Raw genomic sequence first — 17,249 nt, forward strand, 5'->3', positions numbered from 1 at the left:
CGGTGCTCCTGGTGTTCGGTCGGCGGTCGGCTCCGTCCAGCGTAGGTGAGGCTCAGCCGCCGTTCCGCGGCGCCCACATGATGAGAGCCATGCCGGCCAGGCACACCAGCGCGCCCGTCACGTCCCAGCGGTCGGGGCGGTAGCCGTCGGCGACCATGCCCCACAGGATCGAGCCGGCCACGAAGATGCCGCCGTATGCGGCGAGGATGCGGCCGAAGTGGGCGTCGGGCTGGAAGGTGGCGACGAAGCCGTAGGCGCCGAGGGCGAGGATGCCGCCGGTGATCCACAGCCAGCCGCGGTGCTCCCGCACGCCCTGCCAGACCAGCCAGGCGCCGCCGATCTCGAAGAGGGCGGCGACGACGAAGAGGGCGGCGGAGCGGGCGACGAGCATGCCCGCAGCTTGGCATGTCTGCCGCCGTCGGCAGCCGTGCTGTCACCTGTTGGACGGCGCCTGCCCCGCGCTCCGCGTGGGATACATCCGTACGACTGCGTGGAGTGAGGAGTGGCGGTATGCGGAGGATGCGGGTTCCTGTGGTCGGGGCTGCCGCGCTGGGGGTGGTGCTGGCGGCGGCTCTGCCCGGCGGTGCCGTCGGTGCTCCGGAGGCCGATCTTGCGTATCACGGTGTTGTGTCCATGGTCGGCGGCCGTGTGGACCTGCGGCTCACGCCGCGCAATTACGGGCCGTCCGCCGTGCCGGACGCGACGGTGCGGCTGCGCTGGTCGGTGGCGCCGGTGAACAGGCAGAGCCTGCCGGCCGGGTGTGTGCGGTCGGGGGCGCGGGTGATGCTGTGCCGGGTGGGGGCGCTGGGCGCGAAGGCGGTGGCCCGGCAGATCCGGTTGCGGGTACGGCTGCGGGGCGCGCCGTCCGAGGTGCGGGTGGAGATCGACACGGCATGGAACGGGGGTACCGTCGACCGCCATCGGCACAACGACCGCGCGCGGGTGCTGGTGCTCGCTACCGGGGACGAGTACTCCTTCTGACTAAGGAGGCTGCGTCGTACGATCTCTGCACGGCGCAGACGCAGTGGGGCGAAGAGGAGCGGGGCATGGCCGGGAACGTGCGGGAGCGGCTGCTCGACGAGCTGGACGGTGTCTCGCGTCGCTACATGGCCTCGTACGCCCTTTTCAACCAGGCCGTGGCCGACCATCTGGGGCTGCACCCCACCGATCTTCAGTGTCTGAACCTGCTGACGCTGGAGGGCGGGCCGGTGACCAGCGGCCGGATCGCGGAGATGACGGGGCTGACGACCGGGTCGGCGACGCGGCTGGTGGACCGGCTGGAGAAGGCGGGCTACGTCGTACGGGAGCGGGACGCGGAGGACCGGCGGCGGGTGCTGGTGGTGACCGTGCCGGAGCGGATCGCCGAGTTCGGGCGGATGTGGGACCGGCTGGGCGGTGGCTGGTCCGCCCTCATCGAGGAGCTGGACGACGCCGAACTCGCCGTGGTCATCGGGCACATGCGGCGCACGGTGGAGTTCAGTGCGCAGCAGGTCGCGCGGCTGCGGGCGGGCGAGGTCCAGGGCCTGTCGTTTGGATCAGGTCGGCTGTAGGGAACGGTGCCTTGATGCCGCCCAGACCCCGTGACGCCGAGCTGATCCAAACGAGAGGCCCTAGGTCCCGGCGGCGTCGTAGCGTTCGCGTGCCTCGTGGACCTCGTCGAAGTGGGTTTCGGCCCAGGTCTTCACCGCGGTCAGCAACTGGGCGAGGCTGCCGCCGAGTTCGGTGAGTTCGTAGTCGACGCGGACCGGTACGGACGGGGTGACCGTGCGGGTGAGGATGCCGTCGCGTTCCAGTGAACGCAGCGTCTGCGTCAGCATCTTGGGGCTGACGCCCGCGATCTTGCGGCTGAGGTCGCTGTAGCGCATGGGTCCGGAGGCGAGGGCCGCGAGGACGAGGCTGACCCATTTGTCGCTGAGGCGGTCGAGGAGCTGGTTGGTGGGGCAGGCGCGGAGGAACGCGTCGTACTCCACGCGGGCCTGTTCGCGCTTCTGGGCCGCGGTCATGGTCGCCATGGCTCTCCTCCCGGTGAGGTAGGCACCTCCAGGTAACTACTTCCTCCTGGATAGTAACTCTTCCTAGGGTTGTTGCACGCAGAGCGAAACCAAGCGAAACCATTCGAAGAGTCTTTACGGGAGAAATGACCATGCGTGCTGCAGTGGTGAGGACGTTCGGCGGGCCCGAGGCCGTGGAGGTCGTGGACGTGGATGTGCCCGAGCCGGCGGCCAGGCAGGTGCGGATCAGGGTCGCGGCGGCCGCGCTGAACCCGGTGGACGCGGGAGTGCGGGCCGGTGCCTTCGGGGGCGCGGGCAAGCAGATCGGGTTCGGCTGGGACGTCGCCGGGACGGTGGACGCGACGGGGGTGGCCGCTGCGTGGAGTGTCGGCGACGAGGTGGTGGCGCTGGATTACGGCATGGTGCAGCCGCTGGGCACGCACGCCGAGTACGTCGTCGTCGACACGGACGCGGTCGCCAAGGCGCCGGCCACGGTGGACGCCGTGCACGCGGCGACCCTGCCGCTCAACGCCCTGACCGCCGTACAGGCCCTGGACCTGCTGGAGTTGACGCCGGGGCAGTCGCTGCTGGTGACGGGGGCTGCGGGTGCGGTCGGCGGGTTCGCCGTCCAGCTCGCCGCCCGCCGGGGGGTGGCCGTGACCGCGCTGGCCAGGGAGGACGACGAGGAGCTCGTACGGTCTCTGGGGGCCGCGCACTTCACGTCCGGTGCCGTCGGAACGGGGAGCGTCGACGCCGTGCTGGACGCGGCGATCCTCGGCGAGGCGGCTCTGGAGTGGGTGCGGGACGGGGGCGCGTACGTCGGCGTCATCCCGCAGGCGGCCCCGGCGTCCGTGCGCGGCGTGCGGACCGGTGCGGTGGAGGTGAGCGCCGACGGGGCGCGGCTGGCCGAGCTGGCGGGGCTGGTGGACGAGGGGGTGCTGACGTTGCGGGTGGCCGAGACGTACGCCCTGGAGGACGCGGCGAAGGCGCACGCCCGCCTGGCGGAGGGCGGGGTGCGCGGCCGGTTGGTTCTTGTCCCCTAGGTCCTGCCTAGTGGTCCCCCTCGGGGGCCTTGCGCGGCAGCAGCCGTACGAGGGGCAGGCAGAGGGTGACGGCCGCGGCGACCACGGCGAGGCTCACGAGCAGGGCATGGGTCTCGCCGCCGTCGACCGCCTTGAAGTACACGGTCGTCACGGCTGCCGCGCCGATCGCGTTGGCGAGCTGCTGCACCGCGTTGAGGGAGCCGCTCGCGCTGCCGGCCTCGTCGGGGGCGATGTCGCCGATGGTGACGTCGTAGACCGTGCCGAAGCAGGTGCCCATGCCGAGGCCGGTCAGCAGGAGGGGCGGGACGAGGGTCCAGCCGGACCCTTCGGGGAGGAGGGCGAGCCAGCCGCAGCCGCCCAGGATCATCAGCAGCCCGGCGACGACGAGCCGTCGGCCGTAGGTGTGGATCAGCCGGTAGCAGGCGATGGACGCGACGACGATGCCCGCGGAGAGCGGGATCAGGCCGAGTGCGGTGCCGGCGGGGGAGCGGCCGAGGCCGCGCTGGAGGTGGAGGGAGACCACGTAGAGGAGGCCGGCGACCGCGGCGAAGGCGAGGACGCCGAGGACCAGGCCCGAGGTGAAGCCGCGGTTGCGCAGCAGGGTCGGGCGGATCAGGGGTTCGGCGGCGGTGCGCTGGCGGTGGCAGAAGGCGGCGAACAGCGCGAGGCCGAGGAGGAGCAGGGCGAGCGGGCGGGAGGTCCAGCCGGACGCCGAGCCGTCGATGAGGCCGCCGAGCAGGCCGAGCATCGCGCCGCCGAGCAGGGCCGCACCCGTGACGTCCACGGAGACGGACGGGTCGCCGGTGTCGCGGGGGAGGAGCCGGGCGGCGGCGAGCAGGGCGGCGCCGCCGAGGAGCAGGTTGATCAGGAACATGGGGCGCCAGCCGAGGCCCGCGAGGTCGGCGTCGACGAGGAAGCCGGCGAGGATCGGGCCGCCGACCGCGGACAGGCCCATGACCGGTCCGAAGAGGCTGAACGCCTTGCCGATCTCCTCGCGCGGCCAGGTCGCGCCGAGGATGCCGAAGCCCTGCGGGATGACGAGCGCCCCGAAGGCGCCCTGGACGAGCCGGGCGACGACGAGTGCGGTGGGGTTCGGGGCGAGCCCGCAGGCCAGCGAGGCGGCGACGAACCCGGCGAGTCCGGTCAGGAACAGCCGCCGGCGCCCGTACTTGTCGCCGAGGCGTCCGCCGGGCACCAGCAGCACACCGAGTGCGAGGGCGTAGGAGGCACCCAGCCACTGGACGAGGCCGGCGCCGCCGCCGAGGTCCCGGGTGATGGTGGGGGCGGCGATGTTGGTGATCGTCGCGTCGAGGAGGTCGAGGACGTCGGCGGCGAGCACGACGGCGAGGACGGCCCAGCGGGCACGGGCGGAGAGCGGATGTCTTTCTGTTGCGTTACGAAGAGTCTGCGTCACGCAGATGAATATCCATGGGGAGCCGCCTGGCGTCAAGGGGGTTTCGTCAGCCGGAGATTCTGGCTGCGTAGGCGGTCGGCGGCACACCGACCGTGGCTGTGAAGTCCCGTACCAGATGGGCCTGGTCGGCATAGCCGAGGTCGGCCGCCAGGGCCGCCCAGTCGACCTCGCGGTCCGTCTCCGCGTGCTCCAGGGCCTCGTGGATGCGGTAGCGCAGGATGACCCACTTCGGGCCCACGCCGACGTACCCGGCGAACAGTCGCTGCAGCAGCCGTACGGACATCCCCTCGGTGCGGGCGAAGTCGGCGACGCGGCGGATCGTGCGGTCGGTGCGGATGCGCTCGACCAGCGTCATCGCCAGGTCGGCCTGGGGGTCGGGGCGGGGGGAGAGGGAGAGCAGGAAGGTGTCGAGGGCGGCGATCCGGGCGTCCTCGTCGGCCGGGGTGAGGACGGCCGCGAGATCCGCGGTCGGGAAGGCCTCGGGGGAGCGGACCCGTCGGCCAGTCCACTCGCTCACCGCCTGCGCGGGCGCGAAGGGGCGGAAGCCGCCGGGCCGGAACTTGATGCCGCACACCCGGCCGCGCCCCTCCAGCTTCTGCGCGAAGAGCCCCTGCTGGACGCCGGTGACCTCGACGAACGGCTCCTGGTCCGCGAACTGCTGGAAGACGATGTGGACCGCGGGGTGCGGGACCACGTGCGAGACGTACGGCTCGTCCAGGTCCCAGTCGATCAGCCAGTAGTGCTCGACATGGCGGCGCAGCGGCTCGGCGGGGTCCGGGCGGCGGAAGTCCACGCGCGCGAGGAAGTCCGCTGCGCCGACTATGCCTCGGGTGTCACGGCGTGGGGCGGCCATGTCGGGATCGTAGGACGGAGCACTGACAATCGCCGGAATAAGGGGGCGGGGGCGACCGTTGAGCGGCTATAGTTGAACGGTCAACAACTTGGAGGTTGAGCGACCATGCAGTTCGGGATCTTCAGCGTCGGCGACGTCACGCCGGACCCGACCACCGGGCGTACGCCGACCGAGCGCGAGCGCATCAAGGCCATGGTCGCCATCGCGCTGAAGGCCGAGGAGGTCGGCCTCGACGTCTTCGCGACCGGTGAGCACCACAACCCGCCGTTCGTGCCGTCCTCGCCGACCACGATGCTCGGCTACGTCGCGGCGCAGACCGAGAAGCTGATCCTCTCCACCTCCACGACCCTCATCACCACCAACGACCCGGTGAAGATCGCCGAGGACTTCGCGATGCTCCAGCACCTGGCCGACGGCCGGGTGGACCTGATGATGGGCCGCGGCAACACCGGACCGGTGTATCCGTGGTTCGGCCAGGACATCCGCGAGGGCATCAACCTCGCGATCGAGAACTACGCCCTCCTGCGCCGGCTGTGGCGCGAGGACGTCGTGAACTGGGAGGGGAAGTTCCGTACACCGCTGCAGGGCTTCACGTCGACGCCGCGGCCGCTGGACGGTGTCCCGCCGTTCGTCTGGCACGGCTCGATCCGCTCGCCCGAGATCGCCGAGCAGGCCGCGTACTACGGCGACGGCTTCTTCCACAACAACATCTTCTGGCCGGCCGACCACACCAAGCGGATGGTCGAGCTGTACCGGTCCCGCTATGCGCACTACGGGCACGGCACCCCCGAGCAGGCGATCGTGGGCCTCGGCGGGCAGGTGTTCATGCGGCACAACTCGCAGGACGCGGTGCGGGAGTTCCGGCCGTACTTCGACAACGCGCCGGTCTACGGCCACGGGCCCTCCCTGGAGGACTTCACGGACCAGACGCCGCTCACCGTCGGCTCCCCCCAGCAGGTGATCGAGAAGACCCTGTCCTTCCGGGAGTACGCCGGTGACTACCAGCGCCAGCTGTTCCTGGTGGACCACGCCGGGCTGCCGCTGAAGAGCGTGCTGGAGCAGCTCGACATGCTCGGCGAGGAGGTCGTGCCGGTGCTGCGGAAGGAGTTCGCGGCGGGCCGTCCCGCGGACGTGCCCGAGGCGCCGACGCACGCGTCCCTGCTCGCCGCCACGCGGAAGGAGACCGTCGCATGAAGCTCGTCGTCGTCTCGGCGGGGCTGAGCGTCCCGTCGTCCACCCGGCTGCTGGGCGACCGGCTGGCCGCGGCCGTGGGCCGGCAGACCCCGGTCGACGTCCAGGTCGTGGAGTTGCGCGACCTCGCCGTCGAGATCGCGCACAATTTCACCAACGGGTTCCCCGGGCGGGCACTGTCCGCCGCGATCGACTCCGTCACGGCGGCGGATGGGCTGATCGTCGTCACTCCCGTGTTCTCGGCGTCGTACAGCGGACTGTTCAAGTCCTTCTTCGACGTGATCGAGCCGGAGGCCCTGGCGGGCAAGCCAGTGCTGATCGCGGCCACGGGCGGCACGGCCCGGCACTCGCTGGTGCTGGAGCACGCGCTGCGTCCGCTGTTCGCGTACCTGCGGGCCGTGGTCGTCCCGACGGGCGTCTACGCCGCCTCGGAGGACTGGGGCGCGCAAGGCCTGGACGGACGGATCGAGCGGGCCGCAGGGGAGCTGGCGGGACTGATGAACGGGCTCACCGCCCGGCCCGCGGAACCCGGATTCGTACCCTTCGAGCAGCAGCTCGCCGCACTGCGGCCCGCGGGGTGAGAAGACGGTAGGGGCGCGGCCTTGGTTGCGCCTCCGGGGTGAGAGGCCAGTAAGAAGGGCCCCGGGTGAGTTGCTCATCACGTCATGGCACTCAGGGCCCTTGGCACACTGGGGGCGTGCCCCCAACTGTGCTGCTCGCCGAAGACGACCGCGCCATCCGCCACGCCCTGGAGCGGGCCCTGAGCCTGGAGGGCTACCAGGTCACCGCGGTCGCCGACGGCGTCGAGGCGCTGGCGCAGGCCCACAAGACCCCGCCGGACGTGCTCCTGCTCGACGTCATGATGCCCGGCATCGACGGACTGCAGGTCTGCCGGGTGCTGCGCGCCGAGGGCGACCGCACGCCGATCCTCATGCTCACCGCGCTCGTCGAGACCGCCGACCGCATCGCGGGCCTGGATGCGGGCGCCGACGACTACGTGGTCAAGCCGTTCGACGTCGAGGAGGTCTTCGCGCGGCTGCGCGCGCTGCTGCGGCGGACCAGCCCGGACCCCGGCGCCCTGGCCGACGTGCCGAAGGAGCTGCCCGCGGCCTCCGACCGGCAGATCGAGGCCGCCGGACTGCGCATGGACGTACAGGCGCGGCGCGCCTGGCGCGGCGAGCGGGAGCTGGAGCTGACGCGGACCGAGTTCGAGCTGCTGGAACTGCTTGTGCGGAACGCCGGAATCGTCCTCGACCACTCCACCATCTACGACCGCATCTGGGGCTACGACTTCGGGCCCGGTTCCAAGAACCTCGCCGTGTACGTCGGCTATCTGCGCCGCAAGCTCGACGAGCCGGGCGCACCCGCGCTGATCCACACGGTGCGCGGTGTGGGTTACGTGCTGCGGGAAGACTAGTGGGCCGGATCAGGCGGCTGCTGGCGAGAAGGCGGCCTGGGCTGGTCTCCCTGCGCACCACGTTCGCGGTGTCGTTCGCGGCGGTCACCGCTGCCGTCACGGTGCTGGTCGGTGTGCTGTCGTACAGCGCCGCGGCCCGGCTGGTCCGGGTGGACCAGGAGACCGTGTTCGACCAGGTCGTGCAGGACCTGCAGGACGAAGTGATCCAGCACCGGATGACGCCCGAGGACTTCTCTGTGTCGGCGCCGGGGCACGACATCGTGCGGCCCGCCCGTACGGATGTTCAGGTGCTGGGGCCGGACGGCAAGGTCGTCGACGCCGGCAGTCCGGGGCTGCCGATCACCGGCCGCGACCGGGCGATCGCGGCCGACGAGATCGCGGGGAAGACGCAGGAGCACAAGGACGTCGGCGTCGACACGGACGTCTACCGCATCGCGACCGTCTCCCTCGGCAACGGGCGGGGCGCGGTGCAGGTCGCGCAGGAGTTCAGCGACACCGAGGACCTGCTGCGGGCGCTGCAGCAGCGCACGCTGATCCTGATGTGCGCGGTGGTGATCGCGGCGGGCCTGTTCGGCTGGTGGCTGGCGCGGCGCATCACCCGCCGTCTGATCCTGCTGACCTCGGCCGCGGAGGACGTCGCCCGCACCCGGCGGCTCGGCATCGAGGTGCCCGTCACCGGCTACGACGAGGTGGGCCGCCTCGGCCGCGCCTTCGACCGCATGCTGGGCCGCCTCGCCCAGTCGGAGGAGGACCAGCGGCGCCTGGTCCAGGATGCGGGCCACGAACTCCGTACGCCGCTCACCTCGCTCCGTACGAACATCTCCCTGCTGCGCCGGATCGACGAACTGCCTCCGGCCACCCGTGACGAGCTGGTCGCGGACCTGGGCCAGGAGGCGCGCGAACTGACCGACCTGGTCAACGAGCTGGTGGACCTGGCGGCCGGGCAGTCCGACACCGAGCCGCCGCAGCGGGTCGACCTCGCGGACATCGCGGAGGACGTGGCCGGGCTCGCGCGGCGCCGCAGCGGGCGGCAGATCACGGTCCGGGCGAGCGGCGACACGACAACCGACGGCCGGCCCGGGATGCTGCAGCGCGCGATCTCCAACCTTGTCGAGAACGCGGCCAAGTTCGACCGTGACGGCACCGGGCCCATCGAGATCGCCGTGTCCGGGCCCGCTCGCGCGGGCACGGTCCGCGTGGAGATCCTCGACCGCGGTCCCGGAATCGCCGACGGTGACCTGATCCGCATCTTCGACCGCTTCTACCGCGCGGCCGACGCACGCTCCCTGCCCGGGTCCGGGCTGGGCCTGTCGATCGTGCGGGAGGTCGCCATGGCGCACGGCGGGGCGCCGTTCGCGGTGCAGCGGGAGGGGGGCGGAGCGGTGATCGGGTTCACCGTCGGAGGGGTGCCGGGGAGTGGGGCGGGCGCCGGGGGGTGACGCCGCCTGTCCTGTCGGGGGACTGGAACAGGCCATTCCGTTCAACCCCATTTAACTCTCAAGCTGTCATGACATACTCGCGATCCGGCGTGTGATCGTCCCCTGAGTGTTGGGAAAGCGATTGCCAGTGAACGTGAGAAGCCATGTGCTGGAGCATCCGTGAGCCGGCAGCGGGGACGTCCCGAGAGGCCGCTCGATCCCGACGCGGGGCCGGTGCAGCGCTTCGCGCATGAGCTGCGGTCACTGCGGGCCCGGGCCGGTTCCCCGTCGTACCGGACGATGTCCGGGCAGGCCCGCGTGTCGGTGGCCGCGCTGTCGCGGGCGGCCTCGGGCGAACGGCTGCCGTCGGTGGCGGTGGTGCGCGCGTACGCGCAGGCCTGCGGGGCGGATCCGGACGTCTGGCAGGACCGATTACGGGCGGCGGCCGAGGAGGTCGCGGCCTGCGGAGCGGTGGAGGGGGAGTCGCCGTACCAGGGCCTGGCGAGGTTCGAACCGGGCGACCAGGAGATGTTCTTCGGCCGGGACGCGCTCGCCGAGGACGCCGTACAGCTGATGAAGGAGCACCGGTTCGCGGTGCTGCTCGGCGCGTCCGGCAGCGGCAAGTCCTCGCTGCTGCGGGCCGGAGTCATGCCCCGGCTGGAGCGGGTGGTGGACGAAGCGGGCTGCGGCGCTCGGCTGCGGCTGATCACGCCCGGCGCCCGGCCCGCCGCCACCCACGGCCGACTGCTGGCACCGGGGCCGGACGAGCCCCACCGCGTGGTCGTGGTCGACCAGTTCGAGGAGATCTTCACGCTCTGCCGGGACCGGGCCGAACGGTGGCGGTTCGTCGACCAGTTGCTCACCGCCAAGGACGCGGACGGCCGGCTGCGCGTGGTCGTCGCAGTCGGGGCCGGCTTTCACGGCCGGTGCGTGGAGCACCCCGGGCTCGCCGAGGCGCTGCGGCACACCACGCTGTCGGTGGGGCCGATGACCCGGGAGGAACTGCGGGACGCGGTCGTCCGACCGGCCACGGCAGCGGGCCTGAGGGTCGAGCGGGAGCTCACCGCCCGTATCGTCGAGGAGGTCCACGACCAGCCCGGCGCGCTCCCGATGCTCTCGCACGCCCTGCGGGAGACCTGGCGCAGACGGCGCAGCGGAGTGCTGACGCTGGCCGCGTACGAGGAGGCCGGCGGCGTCCACGGAGCGATCGCCGCGGCGGCCGAGGAGGTGTACGCAGGGCTCTCCGAGGACCAGGCCGGCACCGCCCGTCGGCTCCTGCTGGCCCTCATCGCCCCCGGTGACGGCACCCCCGACAGCCGCCGCCCGGTCAGACGCGCCGATCTGCGCGAATGGCCGGACCCCGAGGTGCCCGTCGTCCTCGAACGGCTCTCCCGCGCCCGGCTGATCTCCGTGGACGAGGAGAACGTGGAACTCGCCCACGCGGCCCTGATCACCCGCTGGCCCCGGCTGCAGCAGTGGATCGAGGAGAACCGCGAACGGCTGCGCATGCACCGCCATCTCGCGGAGGCCGCCCGCAACTGGCAGGAGCACGGCAGCGACCCCGGCACCCTGTACCGGGGGGTCCATCTCGCCCTGGCCGACGTGCTGTTCACCCGCGAGCGGCACGAGGACGACCTGACCGCGCGGGAGCGGGCCTTCCTCTGTGCCTCCCGCGTGGCCCACCGCATGGAGCGCTGGACGGCCGCCCGTATGCAGCGCCGTATACGAGGACTCGTCGTCGCCCTCACCTGTGTGCTGGGCGGGGCCCTGATCGCCGGTCACCTCGCCTGGCACGAGAGCGATGTGGCCGAGGCCGAGCGCACCCTCGCCGCAGCTCGCCAGGCCGCAGGCCTCGCCGACCGCGACCGGGTGACCGACCCCCGCACCCGCACCCTGCTCAGCATCGCCGCCTGGCGACTCGCCCCGCTGCCCGAGAGCCGCGCGGCCCTCTTCGACGCCCTGACCGACCCCGAGCGCGACACCTTCACCGCCCCGGACCAGAACGACACCACCCGCACCTTCCTCACCGACTCCGGCCGCACCCTGCTCACCGCCGGCGCCGGCACCTGGTCGACCTGGGACGTGCCCACCCACCACCACACCGGGTCCGGCCGACTACCGAACCTCCCGGTGACGGCGGTCAGTCCTGACGGCCGGACACTCGCCCTGGCAGGCGCGGGCGACGAGCGACGGTTGTGGAGTCTGCCGGAGGGGGAGGGGGGCTCCGCTGGGTCGGAAGCGTCTGCCGGGTCGGAAGCGTCTGCCGGGTCGGAAGGCTTCGCCCGGTCCGAAGGCGCAGCCGGGCCGGGAAAGTCGGCCCGGCCGGAGGGGTCTGCCCGGCCGGAAGGGTCCGTCGGTACGGGTGGGTTCGTCGGGGCGGAGGCGTCTGTCGGGAGGGAAGACGTTGCTTGGCCGGAAGCCTCGGTCTGGGGGCTGGACTTGGGGCGCGTCGAGCGCGCTGTGGTCGGTGGTGTGGCCGAGGGAGGTGGTCGGCGGCCTGATGTTGGGGCGGAAGGGGCGGCCGGTACGGGTGGGTTCGTCGGGGCGGCAGCGTCCGTAGGGAGGGGAGACTCCGCCCAGGTGGAAGCTCCTGCCGGGCCGAAAGCGCTCGCCAAATATCAAGCCGCTGCAGACCCGGGTACCGGTGTCGGCGGCTATGTCGTGAACGGTCCCGAGCCGGAGGCGCAGTTGCGGGGGTTCACCGATGATCCCGTGGTGCTGGAGGCAGCAGTCGAGGGCGTCGTGGTGCCGAGTGCGGATGCGCGGCTGGCGGTCGTCTGCGGGCGGGAGCGGGCGCTCTTGGTGCGGGACATCGTCCGGCACCGTACTGTTCCGGGTGCCTGGCAGGACCGGCCGGTGGGGGACTGCTCCGCCGACTCGCTCGTCCTCGACCGGGCCGGGACGCGGCTCGCCGCGGTCTCGGACAACGGGGTACGTGTCTGGGACACGGCCTCGGGCCGGCAGCTCGCGGACCTCGCCCAACCGGGCGCCACCCACCTGGCGTTCACCGCGGACGGGCGGTTCCTGGCGGTGGCCGGACAGGACGTGACCACGGTCTGGCGCGTCTCGGGGGCGAGAACACCGGTGTTCCGCCACCCCCTGGCGGACGGGCCGGTCACCGCCCTCGCCTGGGACCCCGGCGCCCCGGCCCTGCGCTACCTGACCGGCGGCACCGTCCACACCCTCGACCTCTCGGCGCCCCTCGCCTCCCCCTGGCGCGACCGGCCCCTGGACCACGAGACGCTCAGCCCGGACGGGCGCCTGCTGGCCACCGCCGAACGGCACGGCGACAGTTACCGCTTCCGCCTGCGCTCCACTCGGACCGGACGCGTCGTCGCCGGGCTGCCCGTCCTCGGGGCGCCCGGACACACCGAGGCCGCCGCGCCCCTCATGGTCTTCAGCCCCGACAGCCGGGCCTTCACCTACGGCAACGGGGCCCGGATCGTCGTATGGGATGCGACAACTCAACGTGTGCAAGCGGCACTTCTGCCGGGCGGGGCGTCCGCCGTCCGCTCGATCGCGCTCACCCCAGGCGGCCGGAAAGTGCTGCTCACCCGGGTGACCTCCACCGGATCGCTCACCGGCGAGGTGTGGAACACCGGGCGGGGCACTAGAACCGACCGGCCCGCGGCTCTCGCCGGAACCCTTGATTCCGTCCTGGCCTCCGGTTTCGCCGGGCCGGCCGCCGCCCTGCCCTTCGGCCTGGAGACCGACGTACCACTGGGCAACGCCGACCTCCTCGCCCTCAGCCCCGACGGCGTCCACCTGGCCACCGGCGGCTCCTTCGGCAGCGTCACCGTCTGGCGGGGCCGTACGGAACGCCACCGGGAGGCGGTCGTCCCGGCCCCCACCCCGGGCTCCCCGGTCACCGCCCTCGCCTTCAGCCCCGACGGCCGGACCCTCGCGGTGGGGTACCGCTCCGGCGCGCTGCGCCTGTGGGACACCGCCACCCGGCAGCCCCTCGGCGCCGGCCTCAACACGCCGGGCGACGAGATCCGTTCGCTCGCCTTCGACGCACACGGGGACTCCGTCTATGCCGCCGGCCCGCACGTCCCCGTCCAGCGGTACGCCGTCGGCGCCACCCAGGTCGTCTCCCGGCTCTGCGCACGCACCGGCCGGAACCTGACCGGCAACGAATGGCGGACCTACCTCCCCGATGTGCCCTACCGGCGTGTGTGCGACAGGTCCGGCACCGGCGCCTCGGCCGACCCGGTCTCCCGAAGGGCACCGCAGAGCGACGGGCGGTCACATGTCCGGTTTCCGGCCCCCGTTGGGTTGTTTACGCCTCTGACCTGCATTGATCAACAAATCGGCGCCCCGAAGAGTGGGGTTCACCCGGTGCACCGCACCCCCCGGTCGGTGACACCGCCGGGCAGCCGACGGCAACCCCGTCGGCTGCCCGGAAACCACCCCCCACTCACCGGAGCAACCCGATGCCATTCGCTCGCCGCAAGCCCGCCTCCCCCAAGCGCGTCCTCCGTACCGGCGGGGCCGTAGCGGCCCTGGCCCTGGGCGCCTCGCTGATGGCGGCCCCGCAGGCCTCCGCCGCCGACAGCCCCACCACCAAGGAGCTCCTGGACGCCTGCAGCTGGGCGGACCTGTGCCAGTTCCACGCGACGGACTACTGGACGTACACCGGCCCCAAGCACCAGGTCGGCAGCACCGCTTACAACTGCGCGAGCCAGACCAACCAGCACCGCATCGACTGGGCGGACACCACCGGCTCCACCAACACCTTCGGCATCTCGATCAGCGCGGAATACAAGTGGTTCGAGGTGTTCACGGTCGGCGTCAGCACCACGTACTCGCACAGCTGGGAGGCCTCGCACACCGACACCGAGAGCAACACGGTCAACATCCCGGCCGGCTACAAGGGCTGGATAGAGCGCGGCACCGCCAAGCAGCAGGCCAAGGGCTGGTACGAGATCCATTTCGGCAAGCGCTTCTACGGCCACTACATCTGGTACGTCAACAACTACCAGTCGTCCGGCTTCAACAAGGACAACCCCAACTCGGGCTACGTCAACTTCAAGGACGCGCCGATGACCTCCGGCGAGCGCGCCGCCCACTGCAACTGACACCGGCCGACCGCATGTGGTGCTCCGTGACTGAGGGAACCCGCCCCCGGCTCCGCCTCGCTGCGGCCGCCGTCTGCTTCCTGATCCTCCTGACCGGCTGCGCGGCGGGCGCCAGGAGCGAACCCGGCACCGCCCACGCGGACCGTCAGGGGCCGACGGTGATCGGCACCGACGCCTCGGCGGAGAGCCGGGTGACGGCGGCGCTCTACCGCGAACTCCTCACCGACGCCGGACAGCCGGTGCGGATGGCAACCACGAGCTACGCGTCACCCGCCGCCACCGCCAGGGCCGTGGTGGCGGGCAGGATCGGCCTGGCTCCCGCGTACGAGAGCACCCTGCTGCGGACGTTCCCGGACGGCGGCACGCTGCCCGGGAACATGCCGGCGACGCTGAGCATGGCGCTGCCGATGGGGATCGACGCCCTGCCGCCGGCCGCGGCCGAGCACGGCGTCGTCCTCGCGGTGACCCGGGCCACCGCCCGCCGCCACGCCCTGCACAGCCTCGCCGACCTCGCCGGAGCCGGCCGCCGCCTCACCCTCGGCGGCTCCGCCTCGGGCGATCCGGACGCCCCGACGCCCTCGTCCCTGAAGAAGGCGTACGGCGCCACCCTCAGCGGCGCGGGCACCTCGGCGACCGCCGACGTGCTGGCCCTGCGCAGCACCGACCCCGTCATCACCCGTGACCGGCTGGTCGTGCTGACCGACCCCGAGGGCGTCATCCCGCCCGAGCACGTCTTCCCGCTCATCCAGGCCCCCTACGCGGGCCTGGCCGCACGAAAAGCCCTCGCCCGAGTCAACGCGGCACTCACCACGGACCAACTGGCCGCGCTCGCCTCCGCCGTCGACGCGGGCCGGTCGCCCGCCGCGACGGCACGGACCTGGCTGCGGTCCAGAGGCCTGCTCGGCTGACCCCCTCCACGTACCTCACTCGTACGTCACTTGTACGTACTTCACTCGCACAGAACGGTGACAGCGAAATGCGTGACATCAGAAGGAAGTTCGCCATGGCGGCACTCGCCACAGGTGCCGTCCTCAGCGGTCTTGCCCTCCCGACGACGGCCAGCGCCGAGTCGGTCTCCGCCGTACAGATCACGGTCTGCAACGACGCCGGCGTGACGCAGGTGTTCTGGGTCAAGGGCTACAACCAGCACGACGACTGGGTCGGCTCGCCGATCTGGACCGTCAACGCGGGTACCTGTGCTACTGGTTGGGACTACTGGTGGAAGCAGAACTCCTCGGTCGAGCTCCACCACAAGCCCGGCAGCGCCGGCTGGACCTGGAAGCAGCAGTACGTCCCCAGGACGGAGGACCGGACGACGACGTTTCGTCTGTCGTAGACGGCAGACCGCAGGCACGGCACCGAACCGCACACTCGCCGGGGGCGGTACTCGAAAGGGTCCCGCCCTCAGTGCGTCGAGCTCACTTGCGGTGGCCGCACTGCTATGCGCCCCTGTCGTTCAGCGTGCCGGCGCAAGTCGCTCGTACACCGTCACCCTTCGCCCGTGCACCTGCTGGTCGGCCACGGTCTTGAAGTACTTCTTCAGCACGGAGGTCTTCATCCTGTCCCGCAGGCCGGAAAAGGTGCTCGGGGTCACCGACTTGGTGTCTCGGCGCGCCGTCGGGACGAAGAGCACGGCATCCCCGGTCTCCTTGATCCGCCGTATGTCCGAGGCGACCGCCAGGACGTCGTCCACCCGGCTGGACGGGGATCGCTTGGCCGGCGACTGCGGCAGCAGCGTCACCATCGCCACGGCGATCACCGCGGGGAGAACCCACGTCGACGCTCTCGGGAGGCGGGGCTTCACCGCCTGTACCGCCGAGCCGATCACCGTACCGATCAGCAGTGCCGGACCCAGCAGGCTGAAGAGAACGTACCGGTCCAGGAACAGCGGCTGGATCAACGAGAGGCCGACGAGGCCGATCTGAGGCACCGTCAGCAGCGGTAGCCCGACGGTCGCCACCGACAGCCGGCCACCCGGGGGCGGTCCAGCAGTGCGCCGAGTCCGCCTGTCACATCCTCGCGCCGCTCAGTGCAGGCAGAGGCAGAACGGGTGGCCGGCCGGGTCCGCGTAGACCCGCCAGTTGGCCTCCGGGTGGAGCTGGTCCGTCCGCTCCAGGACGGTCGCGCCGAGGGCGAGCGCCCGCTTCTCCTCTGCGTCGAGATCGTCGACGTCGAAGTCCAGGTGGAGCTGCTGCGGACGCTCCTGGCCGGGCCATTCGGGCGGCCGGTAGCCGTCCACCCGCTGGCAGGCCAGCGGCGTCCCCTCGAACCCGTGCACCTCGATCCAGCCGGTATCCCCCGAGTCCGTGACCACCCGGCCACCGAGCAGCTCCGCGTAGAACTCCGCGAGCCGTACCGGATCGGCACAGTCCAGCGCGACCGCCTGCAGCTTTCGAATCACTTACGACACCTCTCGCTCTCCGGCCGCTTCCGCGGCGCCCCGTACGGAAGCGGACGTACCCGCCAACGCGGCGGGCATGCGCGACGGCACGCCGGACCGCTGCCGGACTTCACCCGGAAGCCGGGGACCTCGTCAGCAGGAAGCGTCCGCCCGCGCCCGCGACCACCAGACCGGCCACCATGCAGACGAGGCTGACGGCAGGGCCCGAGGTCCGGTCGACGGGGGCGGCGCGGCGGGCGAGGACGACGGCCACGGTGGCCGCGGTGGCGGGCAGGGCGAGGAGGGCGGGGCGGGTCCGGGTCAGGTCGTCCTCGGCGAGGGCGCTCAGCACGCCGACCCCGAGGGCGAGCGCCCAGACGCCGAGCGCCTGTGCGTCGAGGCGGCCCGTGTCCCAGGGGACGAAGGCGGCCCAGAAGCCGGTGACCAGCGGCCGGACGGCTGTT

General features: G+C 72.1%; 17 protein-coding genes and 1 pseudogene. 11 read left to right on the forward strand and 7 right to left on the reverse strand.

Going from position 1 to position 17,249, the window contains the following annotated elements:
- Positions 1 to 52: 52 nt before the first annotated feature.
- Complete coding sequence (locus tag EDD92_RS27125; protein ID WP_030945548.1) at positions 53 to 391, reverse strand: YnfA family protein; 339 nt, start codon at positions 389 to 391, stop codon at positions 53 to 55.
- Between the two features lie 119 nt (positions 392 to 510).
- On the opposite strand from EDD92_RS27125, the gene EDD92_RS27130 reads away from it, so the two are divergent.
- Positions 511 to 981 (forward strand): hypothetical protein, encoded by a 471-nt coding sequence (locus EDD92_RS27130; protein ID WP_123966803.1) that lies wholly within the window; start codon positions 511 to 513, stop codon positions 979 to 981.
- 65 nt (positions 982 to 1,046) lie between these two features.
- Positions 1,047 to 1,550, forward strand: a complete 504-nt coding sequence (locus EDD92_RS27135) for a MarR family winged helix-turn-helix transcriptional regulator (protein ID WP_123966804.1) — start codon at positions 1,047 to 1,049, stop codon at positions 1,548 to 1,550.
- A gap of 60 nt (positions 1,551 to 1,610) precedes the next feature.
- Here EDD92_RS27135 and EDD92_RS27140 read toward each other — a convergent pair whose 3' ends face one another.
- Positions 1,611 to 2,012, reverse strand: a complete 402-nt coding sequence (locus EDD92_RS27140) for a helix-turn-helix domain-containing protein (RefSeq protein WP_123966805.1) — start codon at positions 2,010 to 2,012, stop codon at positions 1,611 to 1,613.
- 131 nt (positions 2,013 to 2,143) lie between these two features.
- On the opposite strand from EDD92_RS27140, the gene EDD92_RS27145 reads away from it, so the two are divergent.
- Positions 2,144 to 3,034, forward strand: a complete 891-nt coding sequence (locus EDD92_RS27145) for an NADP-dependent oxidoreductase (protein WP_123966806.1) — start codon at positions 2,144 to 2,146, stop codon at positions 3,032 to 3,034.
- Between the two features lie 7 nt (positions 3,035 to 3,041).
- Here the strand turns inward: EDD92_RS27145 and EDD92_RS27150 are convergent, their stop codons facing one another.
- Both EDD92_RS27150 and EDD92_RS27155 read right to left on the reverse strand, forming a co-directional pair.
- Positions 3,042 to 4,448, reverse strand: coding sequence for an MFS transporter (locus tag EDD92_RS27150; RefSeq protein WP_123966807.1), 1,407 nt, complete (start codon positions 4,446 to 4,448; stop codon positions 3,042 to 3,044).
- Positions 4,449 to 4,494: 46 nt separating this feature from the next.
- A complete protein-coding gene (locus EDD92_RS27155; protein WP_123966808.1) occupies positions 4,495 to 5,301 on the reverse strand; it encodes a helix-turn-helix domain-containing protein in 807 nt (268 codons plus the stop codon).
- Between the two features lie 105 nt (positions 5,302 to 5,406).
- Here EDD92_RS27155 and EDD92_RS27160 point away from each other — a divergent pair, with 105 nt between their 5' ends.
- From EDD92_RS27160 to EDD92_RS27195, 8 genes are all read left to right on the forward strand, one after another.
- Positions 5,407 to 6,495, forward strand: coding sequence for an LLM class flavin-dependent oxidoreductase (locus EDD92_RS27160; protein WP_123966809.1), 1,089 nt, complete (start codon positions 5,407 to 5,409; stop codon positions 6,493 to 6,495).
- Positions 6,492 to 7,073 carry an FMN reductase gene (locus tag EDD92_RS27165; protein ID WP_123966810.1) on the forward strand — a complete coding sequence of 194 codons (582 nt, stop codon included), beginning with the start codon at positions 6,492 to 6,494 and terminating at the stop codon, positions 7,071 to 7,073. Before EDD92_RS27160 ends, EDD92_RS27165 begins: the two co-directional genes overlap by 4 nt.
- 116 nt (positions 7,074 to 7,189) lie before the next feature.
- Positions 7,190 to 7,909, forward strand: a complete 720-nt coding sequence (locus EDD92_RS27170; RefSeq protein WP_123966811.1) for a response regulator transcription factor — start codon at positions 7,190 to 7,192, stop codon at positions 7,907 to 7,909.
- Positions 7,909 to 9,348 carry an ATP-binding protein gene (locus EDD92_RS27175; RefSeq protein WP_123966812.1) on the forward strand — a complete coding sequence of 480 codons (1,440 nt, stop codon included), beginning with the start codon at positions 7,909 to 7,911 and terminating at the stop codon, positions 9,346 to 9,348. The genes EDD92_RS27170 and EDD92_RS27175 overlap by 1 nt, the downstream gene beginning before the upstream one ends.
- Positions 9,349 to 9,507: 159 nt before the next feature.
- On the forward strand, positions 9,508 to 13,824 hold the full coding sequence (locus EDD92_RS27180; protein WP_123966813.1) for a helix-turn-helix domain-containing protein: 4,317 nt from the start codon (positions 9,508 to 9,510) through the stop codon (positions 13,822 to 13,824).
- On the forward strand, positions 13,761 to 14,405 hold the full coding sequence (locus tag EDD92_RS27185) for a hypothetical protein (protein ID WP_123966814.1): 645 nt from the start codon (positions 13,761 to 13,763) through the stop codon (positions 14,403 to 14,405). Before EDD92_RS27180 ends, EDD92_RS27185 begins: the two co-directional genes overlap by 64 nt.
- A 26-nt stretch (positions 14,406 to 14,431) precedes the next feature.
- Positions 14,432 to 15,313: a glycine betaine ABC transporter substrate-binding protein gene (locus tag EDD92_RS27190; protein ID WP_260326775.1), complete on the forward strand. Its 882-nt coding sequence runs from the start codon at positions 14,432 to 14,434 to the stop codon at positions 15,311 to 15,313.
- Between the two features lie 68 nt (positions 15,314 to 15,381).
- Complete coding sequence (locus EDD92_RS27195) at positions 15,382 to 15,741, forward strand: hypothetical protein (RefSeq protein ID WP_123966816.1); 360 nt, start codon at positions 15,382 to 15,384, stop codon at positions 15,739 to 15,741.
- 120 nt (positions 15,742 to 15,861) lie between these two features.
- Here EDD92_RS27195 and EDD92_RS27200 read toward each other — a convergent pair.
- The 3 genes and pseudogenes from EDD92_RS27200 to EDD92_RS27210 all read right to left on the reverse strand — a co-directional run.
- Positions 15,862 to 16,412: pseudogene (locus EDD92_RS27200) on the reverse strand (hypothetical protein); the annotation flags it as partial.
- 19 nt (positions 16,413 to 16,431) lie between these two features.
- A complete protein-coding gene (locus EDD92_RS27205; RefSeq protein ID WP_123966817.1) occupies positions 16,432 to 16,806 on the reverse strand; it encodes a VOC family protein in 375 nt (124 codons plus the stop codon).
- A 109-nt stretch (positions 16,807 to 16,915) separates the two neighbouring features.
- Complete coding sequence (locus tag EDD92_RS27210) at positions 16,916 to 17,137, reverse strand: hypothetical protein (protein WP_123966818.1); 222 nt, start codon at positions 17,135 to 17,137, stop codon at positions 16,916 to 16,918.
- Positions 17,138 to 17,249: the final 112 nt, after the last annotated feature.

The organism is Streptomyces sp. TLI_185 (assembly GCF_003814765.1).
Taxonomy (GTDB): Bacteria; Actinomycetota; Actinomycetes; order Streptomycetales; family Streptomycetaceae; genus Streptomyces.